This is a genomic window from Flavobacterium ginsengisoli (assembly GCF_029625315.1).
In the GTDB taxonomy this organism is placed as follows: Bacteria; Bacteroidota; Bacteroidia; order Flavobacteriales; family Flavobacteriaceae; genus Flavobacterium; species Flavobacterium ginsengisoli.
Window position 1 is genome coordinate 2,810,816 of the sequence record NZ_CP121110.1, and the last position, 18,159, is coordinate 2,828,974.

Genomic DNA, 18,159 nt, shown 5'->3' on the forward strand with positions numbered 1-18,159 from the left:
ATCATTTTTTTTGTATTTTTTCTCGACAAAATCTGATCGCGCACCAAAAACATCTCATAAACAACACGTTACTTTTAACTTATAGTTTTATAGAATTTTTTGTTAATGCTCGTTTCTTTACATAAAAAAACATTTTCTTTGTAGGATATAAAACGTTCAAATTTTTAACACCTAAATATGGCACAATTCAATTTCAATAAATGGAATACAATTATTGGTTGGTTTGCATTTGCAATCGCTTTAATAACTTATACATTAACAGTAGAACCTACAATGAGCTTTTGGGATTGCGGAGAATATATTGCTACCGCAGCCAAACTTGAAGTAGGTCACCCACCGGGAGCTCCGCTTTTCCAGATGATGGGTGCATTTTTTGCAATGTTTGCAATAGATGCTCAACATGTAGCTGTAATGGTTAATATGATGTCTGTCTTCTCTAGCGCATTTACCATATTATTTATGTTTTGGTCATCGTCTATGATTTTGAAGAAAATTGTAGCTCGTTTTGCAGAAATTAATCAAAACAATTCGATAGTAATTTTAGGAAGCTCTTTTGTTGGAGCTTTAGCTTATACATTTTCTGATAGTTTTTGGTTTAACGCAGTAGAAGCCGAAGTTTATGCAATGGCTTCTTTATTAATTGCATTGCTTTTTTGGCTTGGACTACGCTGGGAGCAAGATATGGACAAACCAAAAGGAAACAAATGGCTTTTAATTATTTCTTTGGTTGTTGGTCTTTCGTTTGGAGTTCACTTCATGGCTCTTTTAACTATCCCATCAATTGGATTTTTATACTATTTCAAACACTACGAAAAAGTTACGATCAAAAATTTCATTGTTGCTAATATTGTAGTTATTGGAATTTTATTATTTATCTTCAAATTACTTCTTCCTCTTACAATGGCATTTTTCGGAAAAACCGAAATCTTCATGGTAAACAGCATGGGACTTCCATTCAACTCGGGAACTATCTTTGTAGCATTATTATTTATTGCGTTTTTCTATTTTGGATTAAAATATACTAGACAAAAAGGCTTAATATTCTACAACACTATTATATTATGTATCTTATTCATTCTTATTGGTTTCTCAACTTGGTTAATGCTTCCTGTTCGCGCAAATGCTAATACAGTTATTAACGAAAACAAGCCATCAGATGCTACTGAAGTTTTAGCTTACTATAACCGTGAACAATATGGAGTTAATCCTTTATTTTATGGTCCTCAATACACTGAACTTTTTGCTGGTCTTGATGCTAAAACACCTTATTTAGACAAAAAACCAAACTACGAGAGAGATTATAAAACTGGTAAATACATTATTACCAACAATTATAAGAATGCAGAACAAAATTCTGATGACAACCAGAAAGCAGTTCTACCAAGAATGTGGAGTACAGAAACAGCTCATATTCAAAACTATATCAACTTTACCAATCCTCCGAAGTTCCGAATCAATCCTAATTATGATTACGATGAAGAACTAGCAAAATACGGAATTGACGCTAGTCAATTAAGTGAAGATGAATACAATAAAGCTACTGCTCAATTGCGTAATGAAGTTGAGAAAACAGTTTCTGAATTCAGAAAAGCTTATGCTCAAAAACAAATTGACAATGAAGGGTATGTTAAATTCTTAAACAGTTACAAAGATTATCTGATCATTGAAAAACCATCTACAGTAGACAACTTCAGTTTTATGTTTGAATATCAATTCGGATACATGTACTGGAGATATTTAATGTGGAATTTTGTTGGACGTCAAAATGATGTTCAAGGCAAATACGATAATTTGGATGGAAACTGGATTAGTGGCATCAAAGCTTTAGACTCTATTCATTTAGGTTCTCAAGATAATTTACCTTCTGATGTGTTAAACAACAAAGGGCGTAATGCTTATTATTTCCTTCCTTTTATTTTAGGTTTAATTGGTATAATGTACCACGCCAACAAGGATTTAAAGAGCTTTTATGTTCTCTTAGCTTTATTTTTATTCACAGGAATTGCATTAAAAATATACTTAAACGAAAGACCTTTTGAGCCTCGTGAAAGAGATTATGCTCTGGTTGGTTCCTTCTATGTTTTTGCCATCTGGATTGGATTCGGCGTTTATTCACTCTACGAAAGCTTGCAAAAATATATTGCTCCAAAAATTGCAGGACCAGTAATTATTGCCGGAAGTTTATTGGCGGCACCTGTTTTAATGGCTTCTCAAAACTGGGACGATCACGACAGATCTGGAAGATATACTGCAGTGGCAATGGCAAAAGCTTATTTAAGTTCTTGCGACAAAAATGCCATCTTATTTACCATTGGAGATAATGATACGTTCCCTCTTTGGTATGCACAAGAGATTGAGCATTTCAGAACCGATGTAAAAATTGTAAATACAAGTTTATTTATGACAGATTGGTACATCGATCAAATGAAAGCGAAGTCTTATGAATCTAATCCGTTGCCTATTTCATTCGAACATAGCCAGTATGTCGGAGATAATTTGGACTATACAGCTTATATTCAAAAAATTGATACTCGTTGGAATATTAAAGATTTTATCGATTTCATCAAAAACCCTAAATCGACTGTTGGTTTACAAAATGGACAAACCATTCATTTCTATCCAACAAACAAGATTAGAGTAAATGTGGACAAAAATACAATTATTCAAAATAAAGTAGTTAATCCTAAATATTACGATTCTATTGTTCCTTATTTGGATATTGACATCAAAGGAAGTGCATTATACAAAAACCGTTTAATGATGCTTGATATCTTAGCAAATAACAACTGGAAAAGACCAATTTACTTTAGTGGTGGTGCTTTTGATGATGAAGATTATCTATGGTTAAAAGATTATTTACAATTAGACGGAATGGTTTACAAATTGGTTCCAATAAAAAATGCTCGTTCTAAAGATGGAGGACCATTAGATATGGGACAAATCGATGCTGATAAAATGTATGATATTGTAATGAAATGGGATTGGGGAAATAGTGAAAGCGAAAAAATCTATCACGATCCTGAGACTAGAAGAAACAGTATTACATACCGTACAAATCTTTCAAGATTAATGAATCAGCTTATTGCAGAAGGCAAAATTGACAAAGCTAAAAATATTATCAATTTAGCGATGACCAAAATGCCTTTAGATAAATATGGCTATTATTCTTTAGTTGAAGCTTTTGCTGATGGTTATTATAAAGTAGGCGAAAAAGCTAAAGCGCAAGATCTTTTAAACAAATTAGTTCAGAAATACAAAGAGAACTTAAACTATTATAGCACATTGCCTCCTTCTGATCAAACTACTTTAGCAGTAGATATTATTACAGATATTGAACGCTACAGAAGCTTGCGCACGTAATGGATGACAATAAAGACAATGCTTTTTACAACCAGCACAAGACTACATTTAATACTTACGTAAATGTTTTTGAACGCTTTGGACGTGAAAAAGAATAAATAATATACGTAAATTTTACTTATTAAAAAAATGCGGCGCTATTTGATAAATAGTGTCGCATTTTTTAATTTTATAGATATAATACAACTTTAATTCAAAATGAGTTTCTATTGGGTCAAAACTAACGCATTTATCAAAAAGGTGTTTTCTAAATATTGCTGGGACATTCCTAACAACGAAAAGAAAATATACCTCACTTTTGATGATGGCCCTACTCCAGAAATTACAGACTGGGTATTGTCTGAATTAAAAAAATTTGATGCAAAAGCTACTTTTTTCTGCATCGGAAAGAATATTAAAGCAAACCTGACTTTATTTGAAAAGTTAATTACTGATGGGCATTCTATTGGCAATCACACAATGAATCACGTGAATGGATGGAAAAGCCACACAAATGAATACATCGAAAACGTAAAAAACTGTCTTGCTATTTTGGATGAGCAAGAAAAAGCGCCTCACCATTTATTATTTCGCCCTCCTTACGGAAAAATCAAAAAAGCGCAATCTAAAATCCTTAGAAGTTTAGGGTATAAAATTGTAATGTGGGATGTTTTAAGTGCTGATTTTGATCAAAGCATTACGCCCGAAAAATGTCTTGAAAACGTAACAAAAAATGTAAAATCAGGTAGTGTGATTGTTTTTCATGACAGTATTAAGGCTTCTCCAAATTTAAGATTTGCCTTGCCTAGAACACTGCATTTTTTAAAAGAAAACGGATATAAGTTTGATATTATTCACTAAATAACATCAATAAAAAGTAGTTGTTTAGACGTTAAATTGTTCCTGAACAATTCCGATTATAGTATTCGCATCAAGCTCTCCAGATTGTCTCCAGATCATTTGTCCCTCTTTATAAATCATTAAAGTCGGAAGTCCTTTAATACGAAGTGCTTCTGCAAGTTCCTGATTTTTATCTACGTCTATTTTGATTACTTTGGCTTTATCACCAAGCGCAGCGACTACATCCTTAATAACAGGATGCATAGAAACTGAAGATTCATTCCAATCTGTGTAAAAATCAATTAACACTGGAACTTGAGCATTTATTAGTTCTCCAAATTTTGACATAAAACCAAAAATTAAGTTTTTTAAATCTTTAAAAAGAAATAAATATAATACAAATTTAGCATTTTTAACGAATTAAGCGACATTACGGCCCTTTTTTAGTTCAATGACTGTTATTTCAGGCATAATACCAACTCGTCCTGGATAGGCATGAAAACCAAAGCCACGGTTAACATAAACGTATCTTCCGACGTTTTCGTACAATCCTGCCCACTGTTTATAAATATACTGCGCTAAACTCCATTTAAAATACCCAGGAATTTCAATTCCGAACTGCATACCATGTGTATGGCCTGCAAATGTAAGATGGAAATTCTTTGGATGATCTTTAATTTCAGCTTCCCAATGACTTGGATCATGGCTCATTAAAATTTTAAAATCGTCTTGGTCTACATTTTCAGATGCTTTGTTCAAATCGCCTGCTTTCTTAAAATTCACTCCCCAATTTTCAACACCAATTAAAGCGATTTTATCATCTCCTTTTTGAATGTAAGTATGCTCATTCAACATAAGATTAAAGCCAATTTGACCGTATAAATTTTTAATTTGATGAAAGTTCTCATCTTTTTCCTTTTCAGACGGCCACGTTACATATTCGCCATAATCGTGATTCCCTAAAACTGCAAACTTTCCGTATTTATAATCTTTAATACGATTAAAAGTTTCCAACCAAGGATGCATTTCTTTAGCATGTGTATTTACAATATCTCCCGTAAACAAAATTAAATCTGCTTCCTGTGCATTAATTAAATCAATTGCGTAGTTAATCTTCTCAGGATTATCAAAACTACCACTATGGACATCTGAAATCTGTGTGATTTTAAACCCATCAAAAGCATCTGGAAGATCTGGAAAGAATACAGTTTGCTTGATTACTTTGAAATTATATTTTCCCTCAAAAATTCCATAAATAATAGAAAGAAACGGAATTGCGACCAACCCTAAAGCTATCTGGCTAACAAATTTCCTTCTATCGGGCATCATTTCTTTTCGAGGAGTATTGTAAACAAAATAATTTAAGATGCTTGCTCCTATCCTAAAAATATCTTCACCAAACATGATCAGCGTAAGCACAATTTTAGGCACATATACCGTCAGCATTAAGCCTGTAGTAAACATAAATTGTTTAGTCTGACCAACTGATCGGTCTACTTGCGAAAAAGAATATATAATAAAGATTAAAATCAGTAAGCTTATAGCTTGGTAACTAATCAAAACCCAACGTGTTTTGATTAATGTTCGAAAAGCCTGATATGAATAGAACTCAATAAATAATAAGAGAGCGCATAGAATTATAAAACGAAAGATCATTTAATTTATAGTTTTAAACAAAGTAACAAAGAATGAGAATTCTATTTCTTTTTATTATAAAAAATTTAACGCTGTAAAAATAAAAAAGCTGAAAGATGGCTCTTTCAGCTTTAACCTACCAACCTTTAAAACTATTTAATCTTAAGACTTAAAATCTCGTTTTATTTTGCTTTTGGAGCTTCTGGTTTTGCAGCTTCTGCTTTTTTCTCACCTTTAGCTTTTTTGTCTGCTTTTTTATCGTGTTTTTCAGTTTTTGCTTCTTTTTTTGCTGGTGCTGGCGTTGTTTGTGCGTTTGCCATTGCAAATGTTCCTAAAACTGCTACTGCTAAAATTGCTAATTTTTTCATGATTTTAAATTTTTATTGATTGTTAATTCATTATTTATAAGCCAAAGATATAATCGTAAAATGAAGACAAAATGAAGATAAACTCTTACAATAAATTTTAACTTTTATTTGGCTTTTTCGAACAACAATGTAAAAGTAGTTCCTTGGTTTAAAACCGATTTTACTTTGATTTGAATATGATGAAAAGTAGCAATACTCTGTGCAATTGCAAGCCCTAACCCCTGCCCTTCCTGATCTGAACTGATTCTGGCAAAACGGCTGAATATTTTTTCAAGTCGCGATTCATCCATTCCTATTCCAGAATCTTTTACCGAGATAAAGTAATGTTCATCGGCAAAACCGTCCTCTATAATTATTCCTCCTTTAGGCTTATTATATTTGATGGCATTAGTTACGAGATTATATATAAGAATATGAACCAAGGTTTTATTTCCTGTAAAAACAAAATCGTTTTCTATTTCGTTCATGAACTGAATATCTTTATCCTCAATTCGATCTTGAAGATCTTCCTGCAAATCAGAAACAATTTCTCTGAGATTGATTTCTTCATCTGCTATATATTGATTATTATCTATTCTCGAAATCAGCAGGAGATTATTAATGATTTTTTTCAGCATATCTAATGTTTTCAACGAACCTGCAATTTTATCAACTGCATTATCGTCTAAAGATTGATTCTGCAACAAATTTTCAAGTTTGTTTTTAAGCAGTGCAATTGGCGTAAGAAGTTCATGCGAAACGTTCGAAATAAATTGTTTTTCCTTTTTAAAAACTTCAGTAATTCGATCCATCATTTGGTTTAAAACAAAATCCAATTCTCTAAAATCTCTTGAAGTTGCTTTTATTGGAGTATGGTCAAATGTTTCCGGTTCGTTTACACGCCTGATTTTGGTATCAATAATTTTATAAAATGGCTTTAAAAGATATTCGATGTAAAAAGTATCTGCCAAAAAAGTAATAAATAGAATTATCACAAAAACAATTATAATAAAAAGCTTGATTACAAAAGTTAAATCGTTAACCTCGCTCAAACTGCTTCCTATTTCAAGCTGATAATCTTCGCCATCATATGTAAAATGATCTTGCAAGATTCTATACTCACTTTCCTCTCCTTCTATTTTTCGGTATTCATTACTGAAAGTTGTTTTTTTCTGATGTGGTTTTATCGAAACTCGGGATAGCACCAAAAACTCACTATGAAGCGTCGAAAACTCGGAGAAAGTATCGGTTGAATCCTCTGGGTTTTCAATAAACTCATTGATCTCTTCTTTATTTAAGTGCTGAATAAATTTTTTCTTCTTTTCAACTAGCGTATTATTAATATGATGATACACTACATTTTTTACTAAAATAGGAAGCATCAGCCATAAAATCAAAATGACCAGCAATCTGCTCAATGCGTTAAAAATAGCTAATTGGTGTTTTATTTTCACAAGAATCGATTTATTCGTTTATACGATAACCTACATTTCGAACAGTTTCGAACCAATCAATAGAAGTGTGTTTATCCAATTTTTTTCGGAGATTACGAACGTGCACATCTATAAAATTAGAGTCTGAGTTAACCTCCAAAATATCGCCCCAAATATGCTCTGTTAATTGCAATCGTGTAATAACACGGTTTTTGTTTAGAACCAAATACTGAAAAATATCAAATTCTTTTTTAGTCAGATTAATTAGCTGGTCGTTAAAACTCACTCTATAATCCTGAAGTTGCAATAAAAAACCATGAATGCTTAAATTATTAAGAGTAAATCCATGAATTCTGCGAACTACTGCAAATATTCTTGCTCGCCAATTCTGTCAGAGCAAAAGGCTTTGTCAAATAATCATCAGCTCCAAGATGAAGTCCGTTTATTCTATCATCCAATTCTCCGCGAGCAGTAAGTACAATGACCGCAATTTTTGATTTTGTTTTTCTGATTGCCTGCAAAACCTCAAAACCATCTCCATCAGGCAGTCCAAGATCCAAAAGCATAACATCGTAATCATTGCTACCGAATTCTTCAAGAGCCTCGGCACAATTATTGGCAATTTTACAGATGTATCCTGAGTTGCATAAAAAATCGTAGACCTCTACAGCAAGTTCTTTATTATCTTCTACAATTAAAACATTCATAAGCCCACTATTTAAGCGAAATTAAAATTAATCAATTATCAAAAATTGAGTAGTGTATTATTAAAAAAATTAACGAACGAAAAAAGCTGACAAATTTCTTCATCAGCTTCTTCAATCGCGTTCTCATAATCATTATTCCTGTTTTGCCTTCGTTACAACGCTTCGAAAACAAAACGAGAGCAATTTTTATTTAGCTTTTGCAGGTTCTGGCTTAGCAGCTTCTGTTTTTGGAGCTTCAGTTTTTGCTGATTTTGCTTTTTTATCAGATTTGTGTTTAGGATGTTTAGTTGCTTTTACTTCTTTAGCCGGAGCTTCTTTTCCATCTTTTGCAGGAAATGCGTGAACCATTGCACTTGTTCCTAAAACTGCTACTAATAACATTAATAAATTTCTCATGATTTCTAATATTTATGAATTAATAATTTTTATTTTACAGATCAAAATTACCCTCAGAAAATGAAGCCAAAATGAAGAAATCACTGAATAAAAAATTTTAACTTGATATTAACTCTTTGCTTATTTTCTGGCTAATAAGTTGCATAAATTCATTTAATTGCCTACTATTCTTTACAACATTGAGAAGATGCAATGTATTGCATTTCTACTAAAATGAACTTATACGACTTATATGGTTTAAAAAATTAATTTTCGAAAACCAAATCGTTTTTTAAAACCCAATTGTTTATTTTTACAGACTAATATTTTTAATATGTCAACTCAAAAACGCCTTTTTCTTCTAGATGCTTACGCATTAATTTTTCGTGGTTATTATGCCTTCATAAAAAACCCGAGAATCAACTCAAAAGGAATGGATACATCTGCAATTATGGGTTTTATGAACTCACTTTTGGATGTTATTAAAAGAGAAAAACCAGACCACTTGGCCGTTGCTTTCGATAAAGGCGGAAGCCATGTAAGAACAGAAATGTTTGTTGAATACAAAGCCAATCGTGATGCTACACCAGAAGCAATTAAAATTGCTGTTCCTTATATTCAAGAATTATTAAAAGCCATGCATATTCCGATTATCGAAATCGAAGGCTGTGAAGCCGATGACTTAATTGGAACAATCGCTAAACAAGCAGAAAAACAAAATTACAAAGTCTTCATGGTAACGCCTGATAAGGATTTTGCGCAACTAGTTTCTGAAAATATTTTTATGTATAAACCTGCCCGAATGGGTAACGGAATCGAAATATGGGGTGTTCCTGAGGTTTTGGCAAAATTTGAAATCGAAAGACCAGAACAAGTAATTGATTTCCTTGGAATGATGGGCGACGCTGTAGATAATATTCCTGGATTGCCAGGTGTTGGTGAAGTTACAGCTAAAAAAGTTCCTGAAAGAATTTGGAACCATGGAAAACCTTTTAGAAAACACGCATTTACTAAAAGGCAAAATGAAAGAGAACATCGAAGCTAACAAAGAAAAAGGGATTCTTTCTAAAAAATTAGCGACAATTATTACCGATTGTGATGTTACTTTTAATGAAGAAGACTACGAACTTTCTCGCCCAGATATCGAAAAAACTGATGCTATTTTTCAAGAATTAGAATTTAGAAGAATGGCAGAACAGTTTGACAATTTATTTAAAACTGATGGTACACAAACTGCTGCTCCAGCTCCTGATGCCAAATTATACAAAAAAGCACAGCCTAAAAATGAAGACCAATTTGATCTTTTTGGAGGCGGAAATACGAATGGAGAAAACGCTGAAATCGAAAGAACTTCGTTTTATAGTACTTTAGAAAACACAGAGCATTTTTACCAAACCATTCAAGGCGATTTAGGCATTAAAATGCTTTTGCAGAATTTACAAAAACAGACTTCGGTTTGTTTTGATACTGAAACCACAGGAATCGATGCTTTGCACGCAGAATTGGTCGGAATGTCTTTCTCTTACGAAAAAGGAAAAGCATTTTATGTGCCGTTTCCAGAAAGCCATGAAGAAGCAAAAGCTTTAGTAGACAAATTTGTTCCGTTTTTTGAAAATGAAAACATTGAGAAAATCGGACAGAATTTAAAATACGATCTAAAAATTCTTTCTAATTATGGTGTAACCGTAAAAGGAAAACTTTTTGATACGATGATTGCGCATTATCTAATTAATCCAGATATGCGTCATAATATGGATATTTTGGCAGAAACGTACTTGAAATATTCTCCAAAATCTATTGAAAGTTTAATTGGTAAAAAAGGAAAAAATCAGCTTAATATGCGCGATGTTCCTTTGGAAGATATTAAAGAATATGCTTGCTGAAGATGCCGATATTACTTTACAATTAAAAGAAATATTCACAACCGAATTAGACAAAACAGAAACTAAAAAGTTATTTGACGAAATCGAAATTCCGTTAGTAAGCGTATTGGCAGACATGGAAACTGAAGGAATTCGTTTGGATGTAGATTTCTTAAAAGCAATGTCTTCTGAAATGGAAGTTGAAATCAAAGCTTTAGAAGAAAAAATATATGAAACTGCTGGCGAAAAATTCAACTTGGCTTCTCCAAAACAATTAGGAGATATTTTGTTTGATAAACTAAAAATTGGCGGCGCAAAACAAAAGAAAACCAAAACGGGACAATATGCAACTGGCGAAGAAGTTTTGACTTATTTGGCCAATGACAACCCAATTGTAAAACAGATTTTAGATTGGCGCCAGATGGTAAAACTGCAAAGCACTTATATTTTGGCTTTACCAGAACAAGTTGATAAAAAAACGTTACGCGTTCATACCGATTATATGCAGACTGTTGCGGCAACTGGACGTTTGAGCTCTAATAATCCGAACTTGCAAAATATTCCGATTCGTACCGAAAGAGGCCGTCAGATTCGTAAAGCTTTTGTGGCACGCGATGAAAATTACACTTTAATCTCTGCCGATTACTCGCAAATTGAATTAAGAATTATCGCTGCTTTGAGTGGTGAAGAAAATATGATTGCGGCTTTCCAAAATGGAGAAGACATTCACAAAGCAACCGCGAGCAAAAGTTTTTGATGTTCCTTTAGAAGAAGTTTCCCGCGAACAAAGAAGTAATGCAAAAACAGTAAACTTTGGAATTATATATGGTGTTTCTGCTTTTGGTTTGAGCAACCAAACTTCACTTTCTAGAAGCGAAAGTGCTTGCATTGATTGATGCTTATTATAAAACATATCCTCGTCTTAAATCTTATATTTCAGAACAAATTGAATTTGCACGCGAAAAAGGTTACGTACAAACTATTTTAGGCCGTCGCAGATATTTAAAAGATATTAATTCTGCTAATGCTGTTGTAAGAAGTGCGGCAGAACGAAATGCTGTAAATGCCCCAATTCAAGGAAGCGCTGCCGATGTGATTAAAATCGCAATGATCAATATTCATAAAAAACTTCGTGACGAAAACTGGAAATCTAAAATGTTACTGCAAGTACATGATGAACTTGTGTTCGATGTTCACAACAACGAACTCGAAAAAATCCAGCCAATGATTAAACACGAAATGGAAAATGCTTTTAAAATGTCGGTTCCTTTAGAAGTTGAACTCGGAATGGGTAAAGATTGGTTAGAGGCACATTAATATTTCAGTAAAATTTCGGTAAAAAATAAATCCGCCAAAAGTGAATGCTTTTAGCGGATTTTTAATTTATAACAGTTTCAGGCTAGTATTTATCTGCCTCTGCATATTTTTTTGAAATATCTCCATAGTCTTTAATTTGTTTCCAATAATCTTTTAAGTTCTTTGGCCGAGGTCTCCAGTCTGGATCTGCCATGTTTTTTTGTGCTTCATTCCAATTATTAGCCGTTAAAAAATTTGGATCAATATCGCATCCAGAAAGTTCTTTAATTGGTTTTAGAAATACATAACCATCATAAAAATTTTCTAATGTAAAATTGCTATGACCGAGAGAATAGTAACTATCATCTCGTAATTTTCCAAGAGGCGTATTAATCAAATCGAATCCGATTGGTTTATTTTGCAGTTTTTGCATTATAATTTCTATTTTTCCATTTGCTGGCGAAACCAAATTTGGTCTAATTTCAGGTCGATTAGCAAAAGGTTTATGCAATAAAATAGAATATACTAACTGCGGATATTTTGCATACAACTGATTTCCAAAATAACCATCCTCCAACCTCACAAAATCCTGTCCCAGAAAATCATACACAGGAAATTTATATTTTGTAAATGCATGGATATCTCCTGTAAGAATCAAAATTTTCTCTTGCTTGGCAATAATTTCTTTCTCTGTAATTCCAAATCGAAATGTTTCTGTATTTCCTCTATAAAATACCTTTTTCATTTTCTCAGGAGTTCGCTGTCCTAAAAACGAGGACCAATCGTAACGGTAACTTAAATTTAAGATTCTGAATTTCTTTGCAGATTTAGGCAGTGATTTATTTAACTCCCAAGCAGCCTTGTACAAATCAGTATATCCTTTAAAAACCCAGCCTGAATTATAGTTAAACATTAATTTTCTAACTAGATCTTCATTATACTCAGGAGCAGAGACTAAAGAATCTAATTTTATCTGATCCTCACTTGCCCCAAATTCCATTCCCAAATTATAGACGTTGTTTTTATACAGAACAGGAATCAAATTCTTTACTAATAAGAGGTTTTCTTTAACTCGATGTTCCTCGGCCAGTAGGATTATATCTTTTTCTGCAAACTTTGAAACAATATATTCTTCAGGGCTTTTGTAATTATTTGACAAATATTGAACTGAATTCTCCATTTCATCAGACTGACAAAAGATACAGAGAGGAAAAAGAATCGAAAGAAAAACTATACTTTTTTTAAACATCTTTTTATTTATTTAATTCTAAAACCCACATTTTTGTTGATGGAATAATTGTCTTTTTGGAAGTTGAAAAACTTTCTTCGGTAATCACATTTTTAGCAGAAGTAAAACCAGCAGTTCTTTCATCATATTTTTGAAAGTCAATTTCTTTTTCAGAACTACTTGTATTCATCACACACATTATTGTTTGGTTGTCGTCATATCTAAAGTAAATATATAAGCCTTCAACAGGTGTATAATGCATCATTTTTCCTGTTTTTATTGCTGATGCATTTTTTCTAAAATTAGCCAGTTTACGAACCAACTCTTGTGTCGATTTTTCATCATCCGTCATTCCTTTTCCTGTAAAAGCATTTTTTTCATCTTCTTTCCATCCTCCTGGAAAATCAGCTCTTAGTAAGCCATCTGGATTTTTAAATCCCTTCATCAAAACTTCAGATCCATAATATAGCTGTGGAATTCCTCTGCAAGTTAGCAACCACTGAAAGCCCATTTTTTGCTTTTCTACATTTTCTCCCATTAATGAAAAAAATCGAGCCTCGTCATGATTGTCCAAAAGCAATACTTTCTGCATTGGATTTTTACTCAAAAAATCACTGCTCAAAGTATAATACAATTGATTAACTCCGCCTTTCCACCCAAAAGGTTCTGTCAAAGCCGGAATGATTCCGTAATACAAACTCTGAAAATCTACAACTGAAGGCAAATTGCTTTTGAACGGTGTATCTATATTATTTTCCTCAAAATAAGCCTGATTTGCTACCCCGTGCACCATGATTTCGCCAAAAATGGAAATCTTAGGAAACTCATCCATAATTGCTTTGTTGCGGCGATTGGCAAAATTAAGATCATTATAAGTATAAGTATCAAGACGCACGCCATCAATACCAAACTTTTCAATATGCCAAATGCAATTTTGGATAATGAAATTGGCCATAAACGGATTATCTTGATTAATGTCTGGCATTATTTTATCAAACCATCCATCGCTCATTTTCTTTTTATCTGATTTTGTTCCATAAGGATCAAAAAGCGGGATTTCTCTATAATTGGTTTGAGTATATTCTGGCCAGCGATGAACCCAATCATTTGCTGGAGGATCTAGTTCTAGAAAATGAAATGATCCAATATGATTATAAACAGCATCAAAAATAAGCTTCATTCCCCTTGAGTGAAGCTGATTACTCAATTTTTCATACATCGCATCTCCACCATATCTTTGATCAATTTTGTAATGATTTGTAATTGCGTAACCATGCTCTGTTCTTTTCTCCATATCATTTTCCATAACTGGAGTAAACCACAATGCTGTAACTCCAAGCCCCTGAATATAGTCCAGATTATTAATCACACCTTGTAAATCTCCGCCATGGCGATCATACATTTCTTTTCGGTCAAGAGATTGGTCTCTCATTCCTTTTACTTTGTCATTTGTAATATCTCCATTACTAAAACGGTCCACCATAATTAATTCGATAAAATCACTGGAAGTAACTCCTTGCGCATATTGTGTTCCATTACCCGATTTTCGATTATAAAGAGGCCATTTGATTTTCTGTTTTCCTGACTTTTGATTCAATTCAATAATTACATCACCAGCAACAGTTTCTGGCGCAATAGTTATATCAATAGCAATATATTTTGCATTTGGAAAAGAATATGTTTTGTTAATCGTTATTCCGGGATAATTAATGCCTACTTTATCTATTGTGAAAGAATCATCAATACTTCGAATTAATAACTGTATAGAATTAGTTTTCATTCCTACCCACCAATTTGTCGGGTAAACTTCAGTATTCTTGGCATTTATTACCCAAGAAAAACAAAATAGCAACATTAAAGTTAAAGCGGTTTTCTTCATAATAGTTTTTTTAAATTATATTAGTCAGCGAAAGATATTATGCTTTTCTACCATCAAAAAGACACTTATTTAAACAACATGCTTTGTGTTGCAAACAACAACACAAAACTACTATGTCATTTAAACAAGAAAACTGTTTTCTACCACATTACGATTTTAATTCTAAAGCAAAACCACTAGCTTTACAATTAAAGAAACAAACTCGATAATGAACGAACTGGCTATTTATCCTGAAAATACATTTCAAAAAATAAGACTTTATATCAGCTACTGGTTGGGATATATTTTATTATTCAGCTTAGTGCAAGGTTTGCCAACAAATGATTTTTGGAGGGCTTTTTATAATGAATGTTATAGTGTTTTCCCTAAAATTATATTTGTTCTACTGATTGTAGAAGTAGCAATGCCAAAATTGTTTTTCAGAAAAAAAAGACGCTATTTATTTTTATTTATTTGATTTCGATCCTCTTCTTTGCATTCCTTCAGCGGTTAATTGACAATTATATCATTATTGCATTCTATTTGACCGAGTGGAAATCGGAACCGCTTTTTTCTGCTCCTGTATATTTATATAATGTAATTAAACTGCAATTTGTTGTCACGGTTCCTTTAATCATTAAACTTGTTTATTACATTGCCGAAGCCAAAAACAAAGTGCGACTGATTATTTCCGAAAAACTCCAAGCCGAATTGTTTTCTCTTCGAAATCAGTTTCATCCCCACTTTTTATTTAATGTTCTCAATAGTCTGTATTCAAAAATTTTAAGTAAATCTGACGATTCTGCAGATATAGTCCTTAAAATCTCAGATTTTCTCCGATATTCTGTTTATGAGGTAAATACCAAACATATTCCTTTGGAGAAAGAAATTGAATATCTACAAAATTATATTTCACTTCAGCAGTTAAGATTTGATAACAGACTCGAACTAAGTTTCAGCACAAACGGAATTACAGAAAATCAAGTTATTGAGCCTTTCTTAATTCTTCCTTTTATAGAAAACAGTTTTAAATATTGTCTGGATGATGTCAGTCTAAAAGCATGGATTACAATTTCAATAACATTTTCTGAAGAATGGCTAATAATTAAAATTGAGAATAGTCTCCCACAAGATTTTTTCGAAAACAAAAAAACTAAAAATCCATATAGCGGTATTGGAATTTCTAATGTTAAAAGGCGTTTAGAACTTCTTTATCCTCAAAAGCATATTTTAAATATCAAAAATGAAGTTGAATCTTTTTTTGTCTCTTTAAAAATTAAAATTAATGACACCAACTAGAATAAGCTGTATTATTATAGAAGATGAACTTCCTGCATCTATATTGCTTGAAATGCATATTGCCAAATTTGATTTTTTGGATTTGAAAGGAAAATTCATGAGCACCAATAATGCCTTGGGATATCTGAAAACCAACAATATAGACTTGCTTTTTTTAGATATTAATCTGCCAGGCAAATCAGGGATTGAATTTGCTAAATCACTGCCAAAAGATATCGGAATTATTTTTACAACTGCCAATTCACAATATGCTGTCGAAGGATTTGACCTAGAAGCTATTGATTATTTATTAAAGCCCATCTCTTTGGAACGATTTTCAAAAGCAATACAAAAATATAGTAAAATCCAAAAAACGAATCAGCAGTTTGAAAAGCTGGCACAAGCTGAAATTGAACAGCCTTTTATATTTGTCAAGTGCGAAAGAAAAACATTAAAAATATATCTGAACGAAATAGATTATTTTGAGTCACAAGGCAATTATTTAATTATTCATACAGAAAAAGATTCTTTTAAAACGCATCAGTCTATTACCGAAATGATTGAAAAATTACCCGAAGGTTTTTTTTCAGAATACATCGTTCCTTTTTGATTCCGTTAAAAAAGGTTTCTCAATTTAATAGTCGCTCTGTAACTATTAAAAACAAGATTCTGCCAATTGGAAGACTATATAGTAATGCAACAATAAATTCTTTACAGTTGTTTAATTCTAACTAGTTTGAAATGGATATTTACTAAAAAACACATTTTTCCATATTGTAAATATTTTCTTTCTTTACTAAATCTTATAATCAAAAAATGAAAAAACTTTATATTCTATTTTTTTTACTTTATTCAACAATTTCATTTTGTCAGGACAAGATTTATTATCTAGAAGGAACTTTAGGCAAAAGTACAATCTTTATGACGCTTCAGGTTTATAAATCTGACAATGAAACTAACCTAACTGCAGTTTATTTCTATAAGAATTCGCTAAAAGACATTAAACTCGAAGCAAAATTAAAAGACAATAATTACTCATTTTATTTTAAACCTAGCGATGTTATTACCGAGAAGTTTTACCTGAAAAAATCGGGTAATAATTTTGACGGATTTTGGTATGATGCCAAAGAGAAACAATTGGCTGTTCATCTTGAACCTGTAAATTTTGACAACTACAAATCGAATCTAAAAATTAGATTTGATGACGAACGTTTAAATCTAGTGAAATACAAATTCCTTGAATTCAAAAAACAGAAAACCACACTGTATAACAATAAAGAATTTGTTTGGTATTCTGAAAAACATTGCAATTCTGATTTTTTTAGATTAGGAAATAACTTCACAGAGAAAAACAAAGCTTTGATCAATCCCATTTTAGAACGCATACATATTGAAAATACATTAGCACAGCTTAATTGCACATCTAGTTTTGAATACAGCCAAGGAAAAGGAATTGAAGGAAATTCAACAATTAACTTTCTGAACCATGATTTATTAGGTTTTCAAATTTCGATGTTTTGGGATTGCGGAGGCGCTCATCCAGATTTCGGAAGCAGTGGCTATCTAATCGATTTAAATAACGGAAAACAATATGGAATTGATGATATTCTAGCTTTTGACAAAAGTGTGACTGGTGACAGTGAAAACAATTTTGATGCTTTTTCAAAATATCGAAATGATTATTTTGCACCGAAATTACTTGATGTAATTAATTCTCAGGAACATTTTGAAAAACCAAAAAATGAAGATGATTATTGTGATTACACCAATGCAGAATACTGGCGTTACGCAGCTTGGAATTATACAGAAAAAGGAATAGAATTTACTCCAAGTTTCTACAGAGCGACCAGAAATTGCGAAGAATCTTTTTTAGTTCCTTTTGAGAGATTAAGAAAGTACAAAAATCCTAAATTCCCATATTCATTATAAAATAAAAAAACCATCAGTTTTTGCTGATGGGT

14 protein-coding genes and 2 pseudogenes are annotated in these 18,159 nt (G+C 32.1%); 7 read left to right on the forward strand and 9 right to left on the reverse strand.

Annotation, left to right across the window (positions count from 1 at the left end; all coding sequences use genetic code 11):
• Positions 1-177: 177 nt before the first annotated feature.
• A pseudogene (locus tag P5P87_RS13080) lies at positions 178-3,458 on the forward strand (glycosyltransferase family 117 protein).
• A 100-nt stretch (positions 3,459-3,558) separates the two neighbouring features.
• Positions 3,559-4,200 (forward strand): polysaccharide deacetylase family protein, encoded by a 642-nt coding sequence (locus P5P87_RS13085; protein ID WP_278019573.1) that lies wholly within the window; start codon positions 3,559-3,561, stop codon positions 4,198-4,200.
• A 24-nt stretch (positions 4,201-4,224) separates the two neighbouring features.
• Here P5P87_RS13085 and P5P87_RS13090 read toward each other — a convergent pair whose 3' ends face one another.
• The 7 genes from P5P87_RS13090 to P5P87_RS13120 form a co-directional block, all read right to left on the reverse strand.
• A complete protein-coding gene (locus P5P87_RS13090) occupies positions 4,225-4,527 on the reverse strand; it encodes a thioredoxin family protein (RefSeq protein WP_278019574.1) in 303 nt (100 codons plus the stop codon).
• A 72-nt stretch (positions 4,528-4,599) separates the two neighbouring features.
• Positions 4,600-5,835, reverse strand: coding sequence for a metallophosphoesterase (locus P5P87_RS13095; protein ID WP_278019575.1), 1,236 nt, complete (start codon positions 5,833-5,835; stop codon positions 4,600-4,602).
• Between the two features lie 161 nt (positions 5,836-5,996).
• Complete coding sequence (locus tag P5P87_RS13100; protein ID WP_198854513.1) at positions 5,997-6,182, reverse strand: hypothetical protein; 186 nt, start codon at positions 6,180-6,182, stop codon at positions 5,997-5,999.
• 104 nt (positions 6,183-6,286) lie between these two features.
• Positions 6,287-7,615 carry a sensor histidine kinase gene (locus P5P87_RS13105; protein WP_278019576.1) on the reverse strand — a complete coding sequence of 443 codons (1,329 nt, stop codon included), beginning with the start codon at positions 7,613-7,615 and terminating at the stop codon, positions 6,287-6,289.
• A gap of 10 nt (positions 7,616-7,625) precedes the next feature.
• Positions 7,626-7,880 carry a helix-turn-helix domain-containing protein gene (locus tag P5P87_RS13110; protein ID WP_278019577.1) on the reverse strand — a complete coding sequence of 85 codons (255 nt, stop codon included), beginning with the start codon at positions 7,878-7,880 and terminating at the stop codon, positions 7,626-7,628.
• Positions 7,881-7,926: 46 nt separating this feature from the next.
• On the reverse strand, positions 7,927-8,301 hold the full coding sequence (locus P5P87_RS13115; protein ID WP_278019578.1) for a response regulator: 375 nt from the start codon (positions 8,299-8,301) through the stop codon (positions 7,927-7,929).
• A 186-nt stretch (positions 8,302-8,487) separates the two neighbouring features.
• Positions 8,488-8,697 (reverse strand): hypothetical protein, encoded by a 210-nt coding sequence (locus P5P87_RS13120; protein WP_198854515.1) that lies wholly within the window; start codon positions 8,695-8,697, stop codon positions 8,488-8,490.
• Positions 8,698-9,010: 313 nt separating this feature from the next.
• Between P5P87_RS13120 and polA the strand changes: the two are divergent.
• Positions 9,011-11,855 (forward strand): annotated as a pseudogene (polA, locus tag P5P87_RS13125) (DNA polymerase I).
• An 82-nt stretch (positions 11,856-11,937) separates the two neighbouring features.
• Here the strand turns inward: polA and P5P87_RS13130 are convergent.
• Together P5P87_RS13130 and P5P87_RS13135 are read right to left on the reverse strand one after the other, a co-directional pair.
• Positions 11,938-13,014: a hypothetical protein gene (locus P5P87_RS13130; RefSeq protein ID WP_278019579.1), complete on the reverse strand. Its 1,077-nt coding sequence runs from the start codon at positions 13,012-13,014 to the stop codon at positions 11,938-11,940.
• 73 nt (positions 13,015-13,087) lie between these two features.
• Complete coding sequence (locus tag P5P87_RS13135) at positions 13,088-14,941, reverse strand: alpha-amylase family glycosyl hydrolase (RefSeq protein ID WP_278019580.1); 1,854 nt, start codon at positions 14,939-14,941, stop codon at positions 13,088-13,090.
• 522 nt (positions 14,942-15,463) lie between these two features.
• On the opposite strand from P5P87_RS13135, the gene P5P87_RS13140 reads away from it, so the two are divergent.
• From P5P87_RS13140 to P5P87_RS13150, 4 genes are all read left to right on the forward strand, one after another.
• Positions 15,464-16,219 (forward strand): sensor histidine kinase, encoded by a 756-nt coding sequence (locus tag P5P87_RS13140; protein ID WP_278019581.1) that lies wholly within the window; start codon positions 15,464-15,466, stop codon positions 16,217-16,219.
• Complete coding sequence (locus tag P5P87_RS13145) at positions 16,206-16,808, forward strand: LytR/AlgR family response regulator transcription factor (RefSeq protein ID WP_278019582.1); 603 nt, start codon at positions 16,206-16,208, stop codon at positions 16,806-16,808. The genes P5P87_RS13140 and P5P87_RS13145 overlap by 14 nt, the downstream gene beginning before the upstream one ends.
• Positions 16,805-16,933 carry a hypothetical protein gene (locus tag P5P87_RS26140; protein ID WP_422854072.1) on the forward strand — a complete coding sequence of 43 codons (129 nt, stop codon included), beginning with the start codon at positions 16,805-16,807 and terminating at the stop codon, positions 16,931-16,933. The genes P5P87_RS13145 and P5P87_RS26140 overlap by 4 nt, the downstream gene beginning before the upstream one ends.
• An 81-nt stretch (positions 16,934-17,014) precedes the next feature.
• Positions 17,015-18,127 (forward strand): hypothetical protein, encoded by a 1,113-nt coding sequence (locus P5P87_RS13150; protein ID WP_278019583.1) that lies wholly within the window; start codon positions 17,015-17,017, stop codon positions 18,125-18,127.
• The last annotated feature ends 32 nt before the right edge of the window (positions 18,128-18,159 follow it).

Bases quoted from the DNA above. Each gene is read 5' to 3' on its own strand.
- P5P87_RS13145 (WP_278019582.1), top strand. From the start codon at position 16,206: ATGACACCAACTAGAATAAGCTGTATTATTATAGAAGATGAACTTCCT.
- P5P87_RS13090 (WP_278019574.1), bottom strand. From the start codon at position 4,527: ATGTCAAAATTTGGAGAACTAATAAATGCTCAAGTTCCAGTGTTAATT.
- P5P87_RS13130 (WP_278019579.1), bottom strand. From the start codon at position 13,014: ATGGAGAATTCAGTTCAATATTTGTCAAATAATTACAAAAGCCCTGAA.
- P5P87_RS13120 (WP_198854515.1), bottom strand. From the start codon at position 8,697: ATGAGAAATTTATTAATGTTATTAGTAGCAGTTTTAGGAACAAGTGCA.
- P5P87_RS13085 (WP_278019573.1), top strand. From the start codon at position 3,559: ATGAGTTTCTATTGGGTCAAAACTAACGCATTTATCAAAAAGGTGTTT.
- P5P87_RS13115 (WP_278019578.1), bottom strand. From the start codon at position 8,301: ATGAATGTTTTAATTGTAGAAGATAATAAAGAACTTGCTGTAGAGGTC.
- P5P87_RS13150 (WP_278019583.1), top strand. From the start codon at position 17,015: ATGAAAAAACTTTATATTCTATTTTTTTTACTTTATTCAACAATTTCA.
- P5P87_RS13100 (WP_198854513.1), bottom strand. From the start codon at position 6,182: ATGAAAAAATTAGCAATTTTAGCAGTAGCAGTTTTAGGAACATTTGCA.
- P5P87_RS13095 (WP_278019575.1), bottom strand. From the start codon at position 5,835: ATGATCTTTCGTTTTATAATTCTATGCGCTCTCTTATTATTTATTGAG.
- P5P87_RS13135 (WP_278019580.1), bottom strand. From the start codon at position 14,941: ATGAAGAAAACCGCTTTAACTTTAATGTTGCTATTTTGTTTTTCTTGG.